This is a genomic window from Corallococcus sp. M7 (assembly GCF_054512695.1).
In genome coordinates this window covers 4,951,779-4,969,116 of the sequence record NZ_CM137252.1, presented here as the reverse complement: position 1 = coordinate 4,969,116, position 17,338 = coordinate 4,951,779, and the positions used below count along the sequence as shown (strand labels likewise).

The window sequence follows — 17,338 nt, the reverse complement described above, 5'->3', positions numbered from 1 at the left end:
GGGGAGCCATCCATGTGTCGAAAAACCGCCGACACTTAATAGCAGCCCGAGTGCTCAATTCCTCGGCACTCCTGGTCACGAAACCCGGCGGGTTCGCGACGCCAGCCCACTCGGGGAGCGGGGACTCGACACGCACTTACGCGCGGCCGAGCAGCCCCTTCAACCACCCCATGAAACCTTTCTACATTGACTCGACTGATACATCCCGTGTGGGCCCCGCCCCCTCGACGGAGGGAGCGGGGATTTCCGCGTTACTCCTTGCTCGCGGCGCGGAGCGCCTTCGTCAGCAGCTCCGCCACGGACTGGACCCCCGGCTCGCGCAGCAGCGTGTAGTGGGTGCCCGGCAGGCGGTGCGACTCCAGCCGGTCTCCCACGAGCGCCGTCCAGCCTCCGTCACCCGTACCCGCGTCATCGGCGAGCTCCTCCGCCTGGATGCGCAGCACGCGCTGCTCCATCGCGGGCGGGTGGTAGCGCCGGGCCGCTTCGAGGTTCGCCTCGAAGACCTGGAAGAGGGCCGTGGCGTCCACTCCAGGCGGCAGCGCGCCGAACCGGGCCGCGGACTCCAGCACCTTTCCGAGCGCCGCTTCAGGCTCCAGCTTCGCCAGCTCCGCCGTGTCCACATCCAGGTCCGCCAGCGACACGCCCATCAGGTCCTGCGCGAACATGCCCACCGCCAGCGTGCGGTCCAGGTCCGGCTCCGAGTCCGGAACCGTCTCCGGGACGTACGAATCGATCATCGCGACCAACTCCACCGCTTCGCCTGCCTCACGGAGCTGGTACGCCATCTCGTAGGCGATGACGCCGCCCAGGGACCAACCGCCCAGGTGGTACGGGCCATGGGGTTGGACGCCTCGCACCGCGCGTACGTAGCTGGCGGCCAGGGCCTCCACGGTGTCCAGCGGCTGAGCCGTGCCGTCGAGGCCCCGGGCCTGGATGCCGTAGAAGGGCCGATCCGGTCCCAGTCTCCGCGCGAGCTCCGCGTAGGCCAGCACGTTGCCGCCCACCGGGTGCACGCAGAAGAACGGCGTGCCGGTGCCTTCGGTCGTGAAGGGCACCAGCGGCGTGAAGGGCTTCGGCTCTGCCTCTCCCAGCAGGAGCGCGAACCGCTCCACGCTGGGGGCCTGGAAGAGCGCCGACAGCGGGAGCTTGCGGCCCGTCTCCCGGTGCACCGCCGCCATCAGCCGCACCGCGAGCAGCGAGTGCCCGCCCAGTTCGAAGAAGCTGGTGCGCACGTCCACGGTGGACACGCCCAGCGCCTCCGCCCAGAGCGCCGCGATCCGCGCCTCGGCTTCGTTCCTGGGGCCCACGTGGGTCTCGGGGCTCACGGGGCCGTCCACGGGGACGGGCAGCGCCTTGCGATCCACCTTGCCGTTGGGCGTCAGCGGCAGGACGGGCAGGGCGACATAGGCCGCTGGCACCATGTACTCCGGCAACGAGCGTTGCAGGTGTCCTCGCAGCGTCGCGGTGTCCACCTCCGGCGTCACATACGCCACCAGGCGCGGGAGCCCGGGGACGTCCTCACGCAGCACCACCGTCGCGTCGCGGACGCCCGGAGACGCACGCAGCGCGGCCTCAATCTCTCCCAGCTCGATGCGGTAGCCGCGCAGCTTCACCTGGAAGTCCAACCGGCCCAGGTACTCCAGCGTGCCGTCCTGCATCCACCGGACCCGGTCGCCCGTGCGGTACATCCGAGCCCCGGGCTCCGTGCTGAATGGGTGGGGGATGAAGCGCTCCGCGGTGAGATCCGGGCGGTTGCGGTAGCCGCGCGCCAGGCCCTCGCCCCCGATGTACAGCTCACCCGGGACGCCCACGGACACGGGGTTCAGGTTCGAATCCAGGACGTACGCGCCCAGGTTCAGCAGCGGGCGCCCGATGACGGGCGTGGGCATGGTGCTGCCCTGGATGGGGGCGATGGTGGCGTTCACGGTGCACTCGGTCGGACCGTAGGCGTTGAAGGCCCAGGTCCGCTCCGTCGCCGCGAGCGTGCGCCACGTCACCTCGTCCATCGCCTCACCGCCGATGGAGCAGAGGGCCGGAACGTGTTCGCGCTCCAGCAGACCCGCCCCCAGCAACAGCTGGTACTGAGACGGCGTGGTGTCCAGCACGTCAATGCGGTGCTGATCCACCCATGCGAGCATCGCCTCCGGATCCCTCCGCACGGCCTCCGGAACGAGGAAGAGGCAGTGGCCATCCAGCAGCAGTGACAACTGCTGCACCGACGCGTCGAAGAAGTACGGCGCGTTGACGCTGACGCGCAGCGGCCGGGACGACGCCCGATCGAAGCAGGCTTCGTTCATCGCGCGCCGCAGGTGCGCCAGCGAGCGGTGCTGGATCATCACGCCCTTGGGCATGCCCGTGGAGCCCGACGTGTAGATGACGTAGGCCAGATGCTCCGGCCGCACGCCCGAACGCGGGTTGCCTGGCGAGGACGACTCGATGCGCCGCGCGTCCGCGTCCAGCCGCACCACGTGCCGCGCTGGCGGCTGCCACGACTCCACCTGGGCCTGGGTGATCAGCAGCACGGCCGCGCCGCTGTTCTCCAGGATGAAGGCCTTGCGCGCCTCAGGGGCCGCCGGGTCGAGCGGCACGTACGCGCCGCCTGCCTTGAGGATGCCCAGGATGGCGACGATGGCCTCTGGCGAGCGCTCCAGGCAGAAGGCCACCGGCACATCCGGGCCCACGCCCAGCGAGCGCAGGTAATGCGCCAACTGGTTCGCTCGCACGTTGAGCTGGTGGAAGGACACGGAGGCCTCGCCCATCACCACGGCGGGTGCCTTGGGCGTGCGCGTCACCTGCTGCTCGAAGCGCGCGTGGAAGGGCACGTCGCCTTCGAAGGGAGCCGTCTCGCCGCTCCACTCCTCCAGGACCCACTGGCGCTCCTCCGCCGTCAGCAGAGGCAGGCTGTCCACCTTCGCGTCCGGCCGGGAGATGGCGGCTTCCAGCAGTTGGACGAAGTGCTCGGACAGCCGGCGGGCCGTGGCGGGCTCGAAGAGGTCCGTGGCGTAGGAGAGGGCTCCCTCGAAGCCCTGCTCCTTGCGGGCCATGGTCAGGTCCAGGTCGAACTTCGTCGAGGGCAGGTCCACCTCCACCGGACGCAGCGTCAGCTCCGGCAGGCGCACCTCCGCGTCCGGCACGTTCTGGAGCCCGAAGAGGGCCTGGATGAGCGGCGTGCGCGACAGGTCGCGCGCGGGCTGCACGGCTTCCACCAGGCGCTCGAAGGGGATGTCCTGGTGCTCGTACGCGCCCAGCGTGGTGGCGCGCACTTGAGCCAAGAGCTGACGGAACGACGGGCGGCTGTCGAACCGTGCGCGCAGCACCAGCGTGTTGACGAAGAAGCCGATGAGGCCCTCTGTCTCCGCGTGACGCCGGCCCGCGATGGACGTTCCGACGAGCAGGTCCTCCTGCCCGGAGTAGCGGTGCAGCAGCGTCTGGAAGGCCGAGAGCAGCACCATGAAGGGCGTGGCGCCCTCCGCCTGGGCCAGTGCTTCCACCGCTTCGCTCAACGACTGCGACAGGCGCACCGGGAACGTCGCGCCTCTCGCGGAACGCTGCGGCGGACGCGGCTTGTCGGTGGGCAGGGCCAGGGCCTGCGGGGCTCCGGCCAACTGCTGCGTCCACCAGGCGAGCTGCGCGTCCAGCACCTCACCCTGGAGCCAGCCGCGCTGCCACACGGCGAAGTCCGGGTACTGCACCGGCAACGGAGCCAGCGGCGAGGGCTGCCCCTGACGGAAGGCCTCGTAGAGCGCGGTGACTTCACGCACCAGGATGCTCATGGACCAGCCGTCGCCAATGGTGTGGTGCATGCACAGGAGCAGCGCGTGCTCCGCTTCGCCCAGCTTCAGCAGCGTGAGCCGCACCAGCGGACCCATGGCGAGGTCGAAGGGCTTCAGCGCGTCCTCGCTCGCGAACCGCACCGCCTCCGTCTCGCGCATGTCCTCAGGAAGGCCTGTCAGATCCACCACCGACAGGACTCCGGTGGGGGCAGGGTGCACGTACTGACGGGGTTCACCGTCGTGCGATTCGAACGTGGTGCGTAGCGCTTCATGACGCTCTACCAGCGCGTCGAAGGCCTGCTGGAGCGCGGACACATCCACCGTGCCCGTGAGCCACAGCGCCGTGGGCATGTTGTAGAGCGCGCTGCCCGGCTCGAGTTGGTCGATGAACCACAGCCGCTGCTGCGCGAACGAGACCGGATGCGGACCGGGCGTCGCGGCGGGCCGCAGTGGCGGGAGGGCGTTGGCCTCCGGTGCATCCGGCAGCCGCTGGGCGAGTCCCGCCACGGTGGGGGACTCGAACAGCGCCCGGACGCCCACGTCCACGCCGAAGCGGGCGCGGATGCGGGACACCAGTTGCGTGGCCAGGATGGAGTGGCCGCCCAGCTCGAAGAAGTGGTCGTTGCGGCCCACCACGGGCACGTTCAACAGCTCCTCCCACAGCGAGGCCAGGGCCACCTCCGCGGGCGTCGCTGGTGCTTCGTACGAGCGTGCGGCGCGCCGCTGTGCCTCCGGCGAAGGCAGCGCCTTGCGGTCCAGCTTGCCGTTGGGCGTCAACGGCAGGGCGGGCAGGGTGACGAACGCGGACGGCACCATGTACTCGGGCAGGTGCCGGCGCAGGTGCTCGCGCAGTCCTTCCGTGTCGCCGTCCGTCACCACGTAGGCCACGAGCCGCGCGTCGCCGGGCACGTCCTCGCGCACCAGGGCCACCGCGTCACTGACGCCCGCGTACGTGCGCAGCGTGGCTTCGATTTCGCCCAGCTCGATGCGGTAGCCGCGCAGCTTCACCTGGAAGTCCAGGCGGCCCATGAACTCCAGCGTGCCGTCCGGTCTCCAGCGGCCCTTGTCGCCCGTGCGGTAGAGGCGGGCTCCAGGCTCCGCGCTGAAGGGATCCGGGACGAAGCGCTCGGCCGTCAGGTCCGGCCGGCCCAGGTAGCCGCGGGTGACGCTCTCGCCGGAGAAGCACAGCTCGCCCGGCGTGCCGAAGGGCACCAGGCGCTGCCGCGCGTCGAGGACGTACGCGTTCAGGTTCGCCACCGGCCGGCCGATGAAGGGCTCCGTGCGGGAACTGCCCTGGATGGTGACGCCCGCCGTGCAGACCGTGCACTCCGTGGGGCCGTAGCCATTGAAGACGCGCGTGCGGTCCGTCGCGGCCAGCTTGCGCCACGACTCCGCGTCCAGTGCGTCGCCTCCCATCATCACGAGGGGCGGCACCCAGGCCCGCTCCAGCATTCCGGCCGCCAGCAGCGGCTTGAGCTGCGCGGGCGTGCAGTCGAACGAGTCGATGCGGTGCTGCTCCAGCCACGCCAGCATCGCCTCCGGGTCCACGCGCAGCGCGTCCGGGACGATGTGGAGGCAGTGTCCGTCGATGAGCTGCACCACGCGGTCCATCACCGCGTCGAAGTACAGCGGCGCGTTGACGCTGACGCGCTGTCCACGCGGCTGGCCCGCGTAGAAGGCGCGGATGAAGGCGCGGTGCATGTTGAGGATGGTGCGGTGTTGCACCATGACGCCCTTGGGTTTGCCCGTGGAGCCGGACGTGTACAGCACGTACGCCAGGTGGCCGGGGCCCGTCAGGGCGGGCAGGGGCTCATGGGAGAGAGCGCCCAGTCCGGTCTGTTCGACGTCCAGCCACACTTCGTGGACGCCGTAGGGGCTCCAGTCCCCGCACGCGGCCTCCGTCGTGACGAGCACGGACGCGCCGCTGTCCTTCAATACGAAGTCCCTGCGCGCCGCCGGGGCGGAAGGATCCATCGGGACGAAGGCGCCACCGGCCTTGAGCACCGCGAGGAGGGCCACGATGGCCTCCACCGAGCGCTCCAGGCACAGCGCCACCTTCACCTCCGGGCCCACGCCCAGAGAGCGCAGCCGCCACGCAAGCTGATTGGCCCGCGTGTCGAGCTGCCGGTACGTCAGCGCCGTCTCTCCGAACACGACAGCCGGCGCATCCGGGGTGCGCGCCACCTGCCTTTCGATGAGGCCGTGCAGCGTGGCGTCGCGTTCGAAGTCCACCATCTCGCCGCTGCCCATGCGCACCAGCCGCACCAGCTCCTCCGGCGAGACGAGCGACACGTCCGACAGCGGCAGGTCCGGCGCGTCGCACACGGCCTCCAGCAGCCGCCGGAGCTGGGCGAAGAGCCGCTCGATGGTGGCCGTGTCGAACAGGTCCGCCGCGAAGCCCAGGTGGCCCTCGTAGCCCTCCGCCGAGCGGCTCAGGTTCAGGGCCAGCTCGAACTGCGAGGGGACGTCGCCCTCCAGGTGGGCCGGCGCCACGGTGAGGCCGGGCACCGACATCTCCGGCAGCGGGGCGTTCTGGAGCGCGAACATCGCCTGGAACAGCGGCGTGCGCCCCAGGTCACGCTCGGGCTGGAGCGCTTCCACCAGGTGCTCGAACGGGATGTCCTGGTGCTCGTACGCGCCCAGCGTGGTGGCGCGCACCTGCGCGAGCAGCTCGCGGAACGTCGTCCTCGCGCCGAGGCGTCCGCGCAGCACCAGCATGTTCACGAAGAAGCCGATGAGGCCCTCCGTCTCCGCCTGCCGGCGGTTCGCGATGGGCGAGCCCACCAGCACGTCATCCTGGCCGGAGAGTCGAGACAGCACAGCCTGGAACGCCGCGAGCAGCGCCATGAAGGGCGTGGTGCCTTCGGCCTGCGCCAGCGCCTCCATGCGCTCGCTCAGGGCGCGCGGCAGCGACACCCGAATCCGCCCACCGCGCCGATCCGCCCCCACCGTCCTCGGCCGGTCCGTGGGCATGTCCAGCACGAAGGGGGCTCCAGACAACTGGTTCTTCCACCACTCCACCTGCGCTTGCAGCACGCCGCCCTGGAGCCAGCCGCGCTGCCAGACGGCGTAGTCCGCGTACTGCACCGGCAGCTCCGGCAGGACGGCGGAACGGCCCGAACGCCGGGCCTCGTAGAGGGCCGTGAGCTCCCGCACGATCACACCCAGTGACCAGCCGTCGGACACGATGTGATGCAGGTGCAGCACGAGCACGTGCTCGCTGGCGTCCAGCTTCATCAGCAGCGCGCGGATCACCGGCCCGCGCGTCAGATCGAACGGACGCAGCGTTTCGGCGTGGCCCAACCGCTGGGCTTCGGCCTGTCTCGCGGCGCGGCTGCCCAGGACCGTCAGGTCCACGAACTCCAGGGGCACTTGCCCCTCTGCGTGGATGTTCTGCACCGGTTTGCCCGCCTCCATGCGGAAGGTAGTCCGCAGGGATTCATGCCGCGCCATCAGCGCGTTCAGGCTGCCTCGCAGTGCATCCACGTCCAGGTCGCCGGTGAGGCTCAAGGCCAGCGGCATGTTGTAGAGCGGGCTGCCCGGCTCCAACTGGTCGACGAACCACAGTCGCTGCTGCGCGAACGACAGAGCCGGCGCCGACGCGCGCGACACGGGGACCAGCGGCGGCGCCTGGGTGCGGCGGGCATCCACCAGCCGCTCCGCCAACGACGCCACCGTGGGCGCGCGGAACAGCTCGCCCAACGGCAGCTCCAGGCCCAGCGTCGACCGGATGCGCGCCACCACCTGCGTGGCCAGCAACGAGTGGCCACCCAGCTCGAAGAAGTCGCCGTGGATGTCCACCGTCTTCAGTTGCAGCACCTCCGCCCAGATGTCCGCGAGCGCTTTCTCCAGTGCGCTCCGGGGCGTGGCGGATGCGGGGTCCGCGACTCGGGCCTTCGGTGCGGGCAGGGCCTTGCGGTCCACCTTGCCGTTGGCGCTCAGCGGCAGCTTCGGCAGCACCACGATGGCGGTCGGCACCATGTACTCCGGCAGCTGCTTCTGCACGGCTGCCCGAAGCGTTCCCGTCTCCAGGTCCTCGCTGCTCACGACGTAGGCCACGAGGCGCTTGTCGCCGGGCACGTCCTCACGCACCACGACCACCGCCTCCTGGACCTCCGGCGACTGGCGCAGCACGGCTTCGATTTCGCCCGGCTCGATGCGGAAGCCGCGCAGCTTCACCTGGAAGTCGGTGCGGCCCAGGAACTCCAACGTCCCGTCGCGCTGCCAGCGCACGCGGTCGCCCGTGTCGTAGAGACGCGCTCCGGGTTCAGGGGCGAAGGGGTGGGGGATGAAGCGTTCGGCGGTGAGGTCCGGGCGCTGGAGGTAGCCCCAGGCCAGACCGTCCCCGCCCACGTACAGCGTGCCCGGCACTCCCGGCGGCACGGGCTGGAGCGCCGCGTCCAGCACCCACGCCGTGGAGTTCACCAACGGCCGGCCGATGGGCACCGAACGGCCCACGGCGTCCCCGGCGCGCAGCGTGTGCGTGGCGGAGAACGTGGTGTTCTCCGTGGGGCCGTAGCCGTTGACCAGCACGGCACCTGGAGGCAGCCGCTTCAGGTGTTCGCGCACACGCTCCACGGGCAGCACGTCGCCACCCGCCAGCACCTGCTTCACCCGGGCCAGTGCGTCGCCCTGGTGGAGCACCATCTGCTCGAAGAGGGCGGCGGTGAGCCACAGCGTGGTGATGCCTTCGCGCCGCAGCAGCGCTCCCGTGTCCCCGAGCGACAGCGCGCCCGCGGGTGCGACCACCAGCGTCGCGCCGTTGAGCAGCGCGCCCCAGACCTCCAGCGTGGACGCGTCGAACGCGAGGGGTGCCAGGTGGAGGAAGACCTCCTCCGGGCCGAAGTGGATGAAGTCCGCGCCGCGCACCAAGCGGGTGATGCCCCGGTGCGGGACGCTCACGCCCTTGGGCCGGCCGGTGCTTCCCGACGTGAACATCACGTAGGCCAGTGCCTCCGAGGACACCGCCACGTCCAGCGCCGCTTCGGACTGCCGTGCGATGACGGCGGCGTCCGCGTCCAACAGGACCAGGAGGTCCGTGACGGCCGGCAGCTCGTCGGCCACCGCCTCCTCCGTCACGAGCAGGCTGACGCCCGCCTCGCGCAGCACCCACGCGATGCGCTCCGCGGGGGCCTGAGGGTCCACCGGCACGTAGGCAGCGCCGGCCTTCAGGATGCCGAGCAGGGCGGTGATGCTCTCGAAGGAACGCTCCACGCACAGGCCCACCCGGTGGCCGGGCCGCACGCCCTGGCGCCGCAGGTGGTGCGCGAGCTGGTTCGATGCGCGGTCCAGCGCCGCGTAGGACATCCGCCGCTCACCGGCCTTCAGCGCCGTGGCGTCCGGCGTGCGCGCGGCCTGCTCGGTGAAGAGCGACGCCACGGACGCGTCACGCGGGTAATCCCGAGCGGTGCCGCTCCAGTCGGAGAGCAGCCGCTGACGCTCCGCCCCGGTGAGCCAGGGCAGCTCCGCCAGCCTTGCGTCCGGCGAGCGGAGCGCGGACTCCAGCAGCACCCGCAGGTGCTCCACCATGCCGGCCACCGTTTCCGCATCGAACAGGTCCTGGTTGAAGCCCAGCACGCCTTCGAAGCCGTCCGGTCCCCGGGACAGCACGCATTGCAGGTCGAAGAGGGTGGAGTCCTTCAGGTCCTCGCGGGCCTTGAGCGTCAGCCCTGGCAGCGCCAGCTCCGGCATGGGCGCGTTCTGGAGCGTGAACGTCACCTGGAAGAGCGGCGTGCGGCCCAGGTCGCGCTCCGGCTGGAGCACCTCCACCAGCTTCTCGAACGGGAGGTCCTGATGCTCGTACGCGCCCAGCGTGGTGGCGCGCACCTGCTCCAGCAGCTCGCGGAAGCGCAGCGTCCCACGCATCCGGGTGCGCAGCACGAGCGTGTTCGCGAAGTAGCCGATCAGCGACTCCGACTCGGCGTGGCGGCGGCCCGCGATGGGCGACCCCACGATCACGTCCTCCTGTCCCGAGTACCGGTGCAGCAACAACTGGAAGGCCGCGAGCAGCACCATGAACGGCGTGGCGGACACCTGCCGCGCGTAGGCCTCCACCGCTTCGCTCAGCTCGCGCGAAAGCACGACGGACCGCGAGCTGGCGCGATAGGCCCCCTGACCGACCGGACGCGGGTGGTCCGTGGGCAGCTCCAGGTAGGGCGCGGCGCCGTCCAGCTGCGCGCGCCAGTACGCCACCTGCGACTCCAGCACCTCGCCCTGGAACCAGGCGCGCTGCCAGAGCGCATGGTCCACGAACTGCACCGTCAGCGGGGCCAGCGGCGACGGCTGCTCCGCCGCGAACGCCGCGTAGAGCGCGCCCATCTCCCGCACCAGCACACCGGTGGACCAGCCATCCATGATGATGTGGTGCGTGTTGAGCAGCAGCACGTGCTTCGTGGGCCCCAGCTTCATCAGGAGCCCCCGGAACAACGGGCCGTGTTCCAGGTCGAACGGGGTGGAGGACTCCTCCCGCGCCAGCCGCGACACCTCCGCCTCCCGTGCCTCATGCGTCGCAAGCGCGGACAGGTCCGCGTGCCGCAGGGACATGGGGAACGGCGGGTGGATGACCTGCGACGGCGTGCCTTCGCTCGATTGGAACGTGGTGCGCAGCGCTTCGTGGCGGCGCACCAGCTCGTCGAACGCGGCCAGCAGGACGATGACGTCCAGCGAGCCGTCCAGGTCCAGCAGGTGCGGGATGCTGTAGGCGGTGCTCGCGGTGCCCAACTGCTCGGCGAACCACATGCGCTGCTGCGCGAACGACAGCGGCAGCACCTCCGGCCGCTCCACCCGGACCAGCGAAGGCAGGGCGGACACCTCCTGCCGCCGCGGCTGGTGGAGCGAGTCGATGCGCTCGGCCAGCGCCGCGACCGTGGGCCCTTCCAGCAGGGCGCGCAGGGGCAGCTCCACGCCGAAGCGCGCGCGCACCCGCGACACCAACTGCGTGGCCAGCAGCGAGTGACCGCCCAGCTCGAAGAAGCCATCATGGCGGCCCACCGCCGGGACGCGGAGCACCTCGCTCCACAGCGCGGCCAGCGTCACCTCCGTGGGAGTCGAAGGCGGTTCGATGACGCGCTCGGGAGCCGGAGTGGCCTCTGGCGAGGGCAGGGCGTTGCGGTCCACCTTGCCGTTGGGGGTTTGAGGCAGGGCGTCCAGCGCCACGAACGCGGCGGGCACCATGTACTCCGGCAAGGTCCGCTGGAGGTGCTGACGCAGGGGCGCCGTGTCCACCTGGGGCGCGACCCAGGCGATGAGCCGGTCCTCGCGCATCAGCACCACCGCGTCGCGAATGTCCGGGTGCGTGCGCAGCGCGGCTTCAATCTCCCCCAGCTCGATACGGTAGCCACGCAGCTTCACCTGGAAGTCCAACCGGCCCAGGTATTCCAGCGTGCCGTCCTCGCGCCAGCGGGCCTTGTCACCCGTGCGATAGAGCCGCGAACCGGGCTCCGTGCTGAAGGGATCCGGCACGAAGCGCTCAGCCGTCAGGTCGAGCGCTGCCCAGGTAGCCACGCGTGACGCCTTCGCCGCCGAGGCACAGCTCGCCTGGCGTGCCGAGGGGCACCAGCCGCTGGCGCGCGTCCAGCACGTAGGCGTTGAGGTTGGCCAGCGGACGACCGATGACAGGCGTCTCCTGCGCGGCGTCCTGGATGCGCCAGTCCACCGAGTCCACGGTGCACTCCGTGGGGCCGTATTCGTTGAACGCCCGCGTGCGGTTCGATGCACGAAGCTGGTTCCACGAGCTCTCGTCCACCGCCTCGCCGCCCACCGAGATGACGCCGGGCACGTGGGCGCGCTCCAGCAGGCCCGCGGCCAGCATCAGGCGCAGCTGCGACGGCGTGCAGTCCAGCACGTCGATGCGCTGGTCCTCCAGCCACGCCACCATCGCTTCCGGGTCCTGCCTCACGACGTCCGGCACGATGTGCAGGCTGTGGCCGCTCAGCAGCTGGATCACCTGCGCGATGGACGCGTCGAAGTGCAGCGGCGCGTTGACGGAGACGCGCTGCCCCGGTGACAGCCCCGCGTGCAGGCTCCGCCCCAGCGCCTGATGCAGGTTGAGCACCGACCGGTGCTGCACCATCACGCCCTTGGGCGTGCCCGTGGAGCCCGACGTGTAGATGACGTAGGCAAGGTTCGCCGGGCCCGCCGCCGGCGGCGGGGTTTCCGAGAACCTGTCCGAGGGTCCGACAGGCGCTTCGTCCAGCCGCACCCGGTGGGTCACCTCCGGGTGCCACGCGTCTTGCGCGGCTCGCGTCGTCACCAGCACGCTCGCACCACTGTCCTGGAGGACGAACGACTTGCGAGCCGCGGGGGCCGCCGGGTCCACTGGCACGAAGGCGCCTCCCGCCTTGAGCACCGCCAGCAGCGCCACGACGGCCTCCGCCGACCGCTCCAGGCACAGCGCCACCGTCACCTCGGGGCCCACGCCCAGCGATCGCAGGTGCCATGCAAGCTGGTTCGCCCGCGCATCGAGCTCCCGGAAGGACAGCGTCGTCCCGCCGGACACCACGGCGTCCGCGTCCGGCGTCGCGGCGGCCTGCCGTTCGAAGCGCGCGTGCAGCGTGGTGTCGCGCTCGAAGTCCATGGCGCTGCCCGTGCCGGTGCGCAGCAGCCAGTCCCGGTCCCCGGCGGACAACAGCGACACGTCCTCGAGCCGGGCGTCCGGCTGGACCAGGGACTCCAGCGCCTGCCGCCACTGGCCCAGCACCCGCCGCACGGACTCCACGTCGAAGCGGCCCGCGTCGTAGGCCAACTGCAACTGGAGCTCGCTGCGCGGCACCACGGTGGCCGCCAGCGGGTAGTTCGTGCTGTCGCCCAGCTCCAGGTCGCGCAGGTCCATCGTGGTGAAGCGGCGCAGCACCGATTCGTCGAACGGGTAGTTCTCGAAGACGAGCAGCGACTGGAACAGCGGCTGCCCGCGAGGGATGTCGCTCCAGCCGTGCGCCGCGACCAGCGGCGTGTACTGGTGCTGCTGGATGCCCAGCAGCTTCGCCTGGAGTGCCTGGAGCCACGGCAGCACCGGATCGCCGTCACCGGGCAGCGTGACGCGCACGGGCTGCGTGGTGATGAGCATGCCCAGCATGGCGTCCGAGCCCGGCAGCTCCGGCGGCCGGCCCGCGAGCGTGGTGCCGAAGAGCACGTCGCGCGTGTCCGCATGGCGTGCGAGCACCAGCGCCCAGGCCGCCTGCGCCAGCGTGTTGAGCGTGAGTTGATGCCGCCGCGCGAAGACGCCCAGCGCGGTGGTGACCGCCTCCGGCAGCGTCACCCGCACGTCGGGCGGCTTCGAGGCGGTGGTGGGCCGCGCCAGGGACGCGGGCCGCGCCGAGGGCAGGGGCGTGGGCGCCGACAGGCCCGCGAGCTGGCCGCGCCAGAAGCGCTCGTCCTCCACCGGGTCGCGGCGGTCCAGCCACGCGATGTAGTCGCGGAACGGGGGCCGGCCCGAGGGCGGCGGCGCCGTCCCGGCGTGCACGGCGTCGTAGAGGGCGAAGACCTCCTGGAAGAACAGGCCCATGCTCCAGCCGTCCATCAGCAGGTGGTGGTGGCTCCAGAGGAAGCGCCAGCGCGCGTCGCCCAGGCGCACCACCGTCATCCGTGACAGCGGCGCGCGCGACACGTCGAAGCCGCGGACACGGTCCTCCGTCGTGAGCTTCGCCAGCGCGGCCGGCTGCTCCGCCTCCGGCAGGTGGCGCCAGTCATGCACGATGAACGGCAGCGTGGCGTGCGAGTGCACCACCTGGAGTGGCGACTCCAGGCCCTCCCACACGAACGCGGTGCGCAGGACGGGGTTGCGGTCCACGGCCGTCTGCCATGTCCGCTGGAGCAGCGCGATGTCCACGTCCGAGTGGCTCGACCACGCGGCCTGCTCGAAGTAGTAGGCCGCCTCTGGCGTATTCAGGGCGTGGAAGAGCATGCCCTCCTGGAGCGGGGACAGCGGGAACAGGTCCTCCACCGTGGGGCCCTGCGCCGCGAGCACCGCGTCCAGCGTGGCCTGGGACAGGCGGGCCAGCGGGAAGTCGCCGGGCGTCCGCTTGCGCGCATCCTCCGAGTGCCGCTGGGCGATGAGCTCGCGCAGCACGCGCAGGAAGCGCTCCGCCAGCGCGCGCACCGTCGCTTCGTGGTGCTGCTGGTGGCTGTAGCCGAACGTCATCCGCAGCCGGCCCTGGAACACCGAGCCGTCCACGGTGAGCGCGTACGGCTGCACGGCCTGGGGCGCCACGAGGGACCCCACCGGCTCGTGGCTCATCGTGAAGAGGGTGCTGGCGGCGGCCGTGCCGTCCAGCTGGCCCAGGTAGTTGAACACCACCTGCGCCTGGGGCAGCGCGGCCAGCCGGGCCCGCGTCTCCGGCGGCCCCAGACGGTGCAGCAGCCCGAAGCCGATGCCCCGCCCGCTCCACGCCTTCAGCGAGTCCCGCACGGCGCGCAGTCCGTCTCCCAGCGAGCCGCCCGCGGGCAGCCGCAGCAGGGCAGGGGCAATGGACGTGAACCAGCCCACGGTGCGCGACACGTCCACGTCCGCGAACAGCTCCTCGCGGCCGTGTCCTTCCAGGTCGATGAGGACGTCAGGCTTCCCCGTCCATTCGCCCAGCGTCCGCGCGAGCGCGGTCAGCAGCACGTCGTCGATGCGCGCCCGCCAGCCGGTGGGCGTCTCCTGGAGCAACTGCCGCGTCTCCTCCGCGTCCAGCTCCACGGCGACGCTGCGCCGCGACGCGTACGTGCACGGCCCCGGGCCGTCCACGGGCAGCGGAGCCACGTCGCCGCGCAGCGCTTCCCGCCAGAAGGACTCCTGCGCGCCCGGTGCGTCCGACAGGGCATGCTTCCGCAGCCGTTGCGCCCAGGACAGGAATGACGTCGTCTTCGCGGGCAGCGCCGGGGCACGGCCGGACTGGAGCTGGAGGTACGCCGCCTCCAGGTCCTCCACCAGGATGCGCCACGACACCGCGTCCACCACGAGGTGGTGGATGACGAGCAGCAGGCGCTGCGGCTCCCTGGGGCCGAAGTCGAACAGCGCCACGCGCACCAGGGGCGCCGTGGCCAGGTCGAAGTCCGCCTGGAGGCGTGCGGCCTCCTTCTCCATCGCGGCGGGCCGGGCCTCCTGGGGCAGCATGGCCAGGTCCACCTGGAGGAGCACCAGCGGCACGTCCCCGGGCGCCAGGCCCTGCTGGCGCCACGTGCCGCCTTCAGCCTGGACGTAGCGCAGGCGCAGGGCATCGTGGTGGGTGACCAGCGCCTGGAGCGCCTGCTCGAGCAGACCGGCCTTCAGCGGCTGACGGGCCTGGAGCAGCAGGGCGTGGTTGAAGTGGTGGGGGTACGTCGGCTCGCGCTCGAACAGGTCCACCTGGATGGGCGTGAGGGGCGCCTCGCCCACCACCGGGCCCTGCTCCGCGACGGGGGCCTCGCCGTCGCGGGCGACCGCCGCCAGCGCGCCCAGGGTGGGGTTCTGGAAGAGGTCCTTCACCTGCAACCGCACGCCGGCCTGCCGCGCCCTCGCCACCACCTGGAGGCTGATGATGGAGTCGCCGCCCAGCTCGAAGAAGTTGTCGTCCAGGCCCACTCGCTCCACGCGCAGCACCTGCGCCAGCACCTGCGCCAGCGCCTGTTCCCGCCGCGTACGCGGCGCGATGAACTCGCGGCGCGAGGCGCGCTGTCCCTTCGGCGCGGGCAGCGCCTTGCGATCCACCTTGCCGCTGGAGGTCAGCGGCAGCGCGGGCAGCGCGATGAAGGCGGAGGGCACCATGTACTCCGGCAGCCGCCGCAGCAGGAGGGCCCGCAGCGAAGCCGGATCCAGCTCCACCCCGGAGACGACATAGGCCACGAGGCGCCTCGCACCGGGCGCATCCTCGCGGACCATGGCCACGGTCTCCCGCACGTCCGGGTGGGAGCGCAGCGCGGCCTCGATGTCGCCCAGCTCGATGCGGAAGCCGCGCAGCTTCACCTGGAAGTCCGCGCGGCCCAGGTACTCCAGCGTGCCGTCGGTGCGCCACCGGGCGATGTCTCCGGTGCGGTACAGCCGGGCACCGGGCGCGTCGCTGAAGGCGTCGGGGATGAAGCGCTCGGCCGTGAGGCCAGGGCGGCGCCAGTAGCCCCGGCCCACCTGCACACCGCCGATGAACAGCTCGCCCGGGATGCCCATGGGCACCGGCTGCCCGTGGGCATCGAGGACGTACATGCGCGTGTTCGCCACGGGGCGGCCGATGGGAATGACTCGCGGGGCTTCGTCGCGAGGGCACTCCCAGGACGTCACGTCCACGGCGGCCTCGGTGGGGCCGTAGAGGTTGTGCAGCGTGGTGTGCGGCAGGCGGGCCTGGGCACGGAGCACCAGGTCCGCGGACAGGGCTTCGCCGCTGCACATCAGCTGGCGCAGGCGCGTCAGGGACTCCAGGCCGGGCTCCTCCACGAAGGCCCGGAGCATGGACGGCACGAAGTGCACCGTCGTCACGTTCTCGCGCGCCATCAGGGCGACGAGGTGGTCCGGCTCTTGATGTCCGCCGGGCCGCACGAGCACCAGCCGCGCGCCCGTCATCAGGGGCCAGAAGAACTCCCACACGGACACGTCGAAGCTGAACGGCGTCTTCTGCAGCACCGTGTCGGACGGCGTCAGGCCGTAGCGCCCCTGCATCCAGCGCAGGCGGTTGACGACGCCCGCGTGCGCGTTCATCGCGCCCTTGGGACGGCCCGTGCTGCCAGAGGTGAAGATGACGTAGGCGAGCGAGTCCTCACCGGCCCGCGGCACGGGGCGGTCCGTGGGCTCCCGCGCGATGGCGGTCCACCCGGCGTCGAGCGCGATGGCGTGCGAAGGCAACGCGGCCCGGAAGCGCTCCTGGGTGAGGAGCACGGGCGCGGCGGTGTCCTCCAGCATCCCAGCGAGCCGCTCCGCGGGCGTGGCCGGATCCAACGGCACGTAGGCCGCGCCGGACTTCAGGACGCCCAGCAGGGCGACGACCATTTCCAGCGAGCGTTCCATGCAGACGCCCACGAGCGTCTCCGGGCCCGCACCGAGCGAACGCAGGTGGTGCGCGAGCTGATTGGCCCGGGCGTCGAGCTGCGCGTACGTGAGGCGCTGCTCCTCGAACTGGAGCGCGATGGCGTCCGGCGTGCGTTCCGCCTGGGACTCGAAGAGCTGATGCAGGGTGGCGCCGCTTGGGAAGTCCACGCGCGTGTCGTTCCAACCGCGCAGCACCTGTTCGCGCGCGGACGGCGTCAGCAGCGGCAGCGTCGCGACGGGGGCCTCCGGCGCCGCGACGATCTCCCGCGCGAGCCCCACCAGGTGCTCCGCCATGCGCGCGACGGTGGCCTCGTCGAAGAGGGCGGTGGCGTACTCCAGGTGGCAGGAGAGCTCCGTGCGGCTCTCCCGAACCTCCAGGGCCAGGTCGAACTTGGCCGTGTCGGTGGGAACCTCCACCGGGCTCAACTCCAGCGACGGCAACGTGGCCCGCATCTCCGGGGTGTTGACGACGTTGAGGCTGACCTGGAAGACGGGGGTGCGGCTCAAGTCGCGGGGAAGCTCGAGCGTCTCCAGGACGCGCTCGAAGGGGGCGTCCTGGTGCGCATAGGCCTCCAGGGACTGGGTGCGCACG

2 protein-coding genes (1 of these 2 running past the window's edge) are annotated in these 17,338 nt (G+C 71.5%); both read right to left on the bottom strand.

The genetic code is table 11. The features are described from left to right. Nucleotides 1-251: 251 nt before the first annotated feature. Nucleotides 252-11,276, bottom strand: a complete 11,025-nt coding sequence (locus ACX114_RS19910; protein WP_459300016.1) for a non-ribosomal peptide synthetase — start codon at nt 11,274-11,276, stop codon at nt 252-254. Further along, nucleotides 11,242-17,338, bottom strand: the 3' end of a protein-coding gene (locus ACX114_RS19905; protein ID WP_459300014.1) for an amino acid adenylation domain-containing protein. 13,994 nt of this gene lie beyond the right edge of the window; the window shows 6,097 of its 20,091 coding nt (coding positions 13,995-20,091); the start codon falls outside the window, past its right edge; it ends in the stop codon at nt 11,242-11,244. Before ACX114_RS19905 ends, ACX114_RS19910 begins: the two co-directional genes overlap by 35 nt.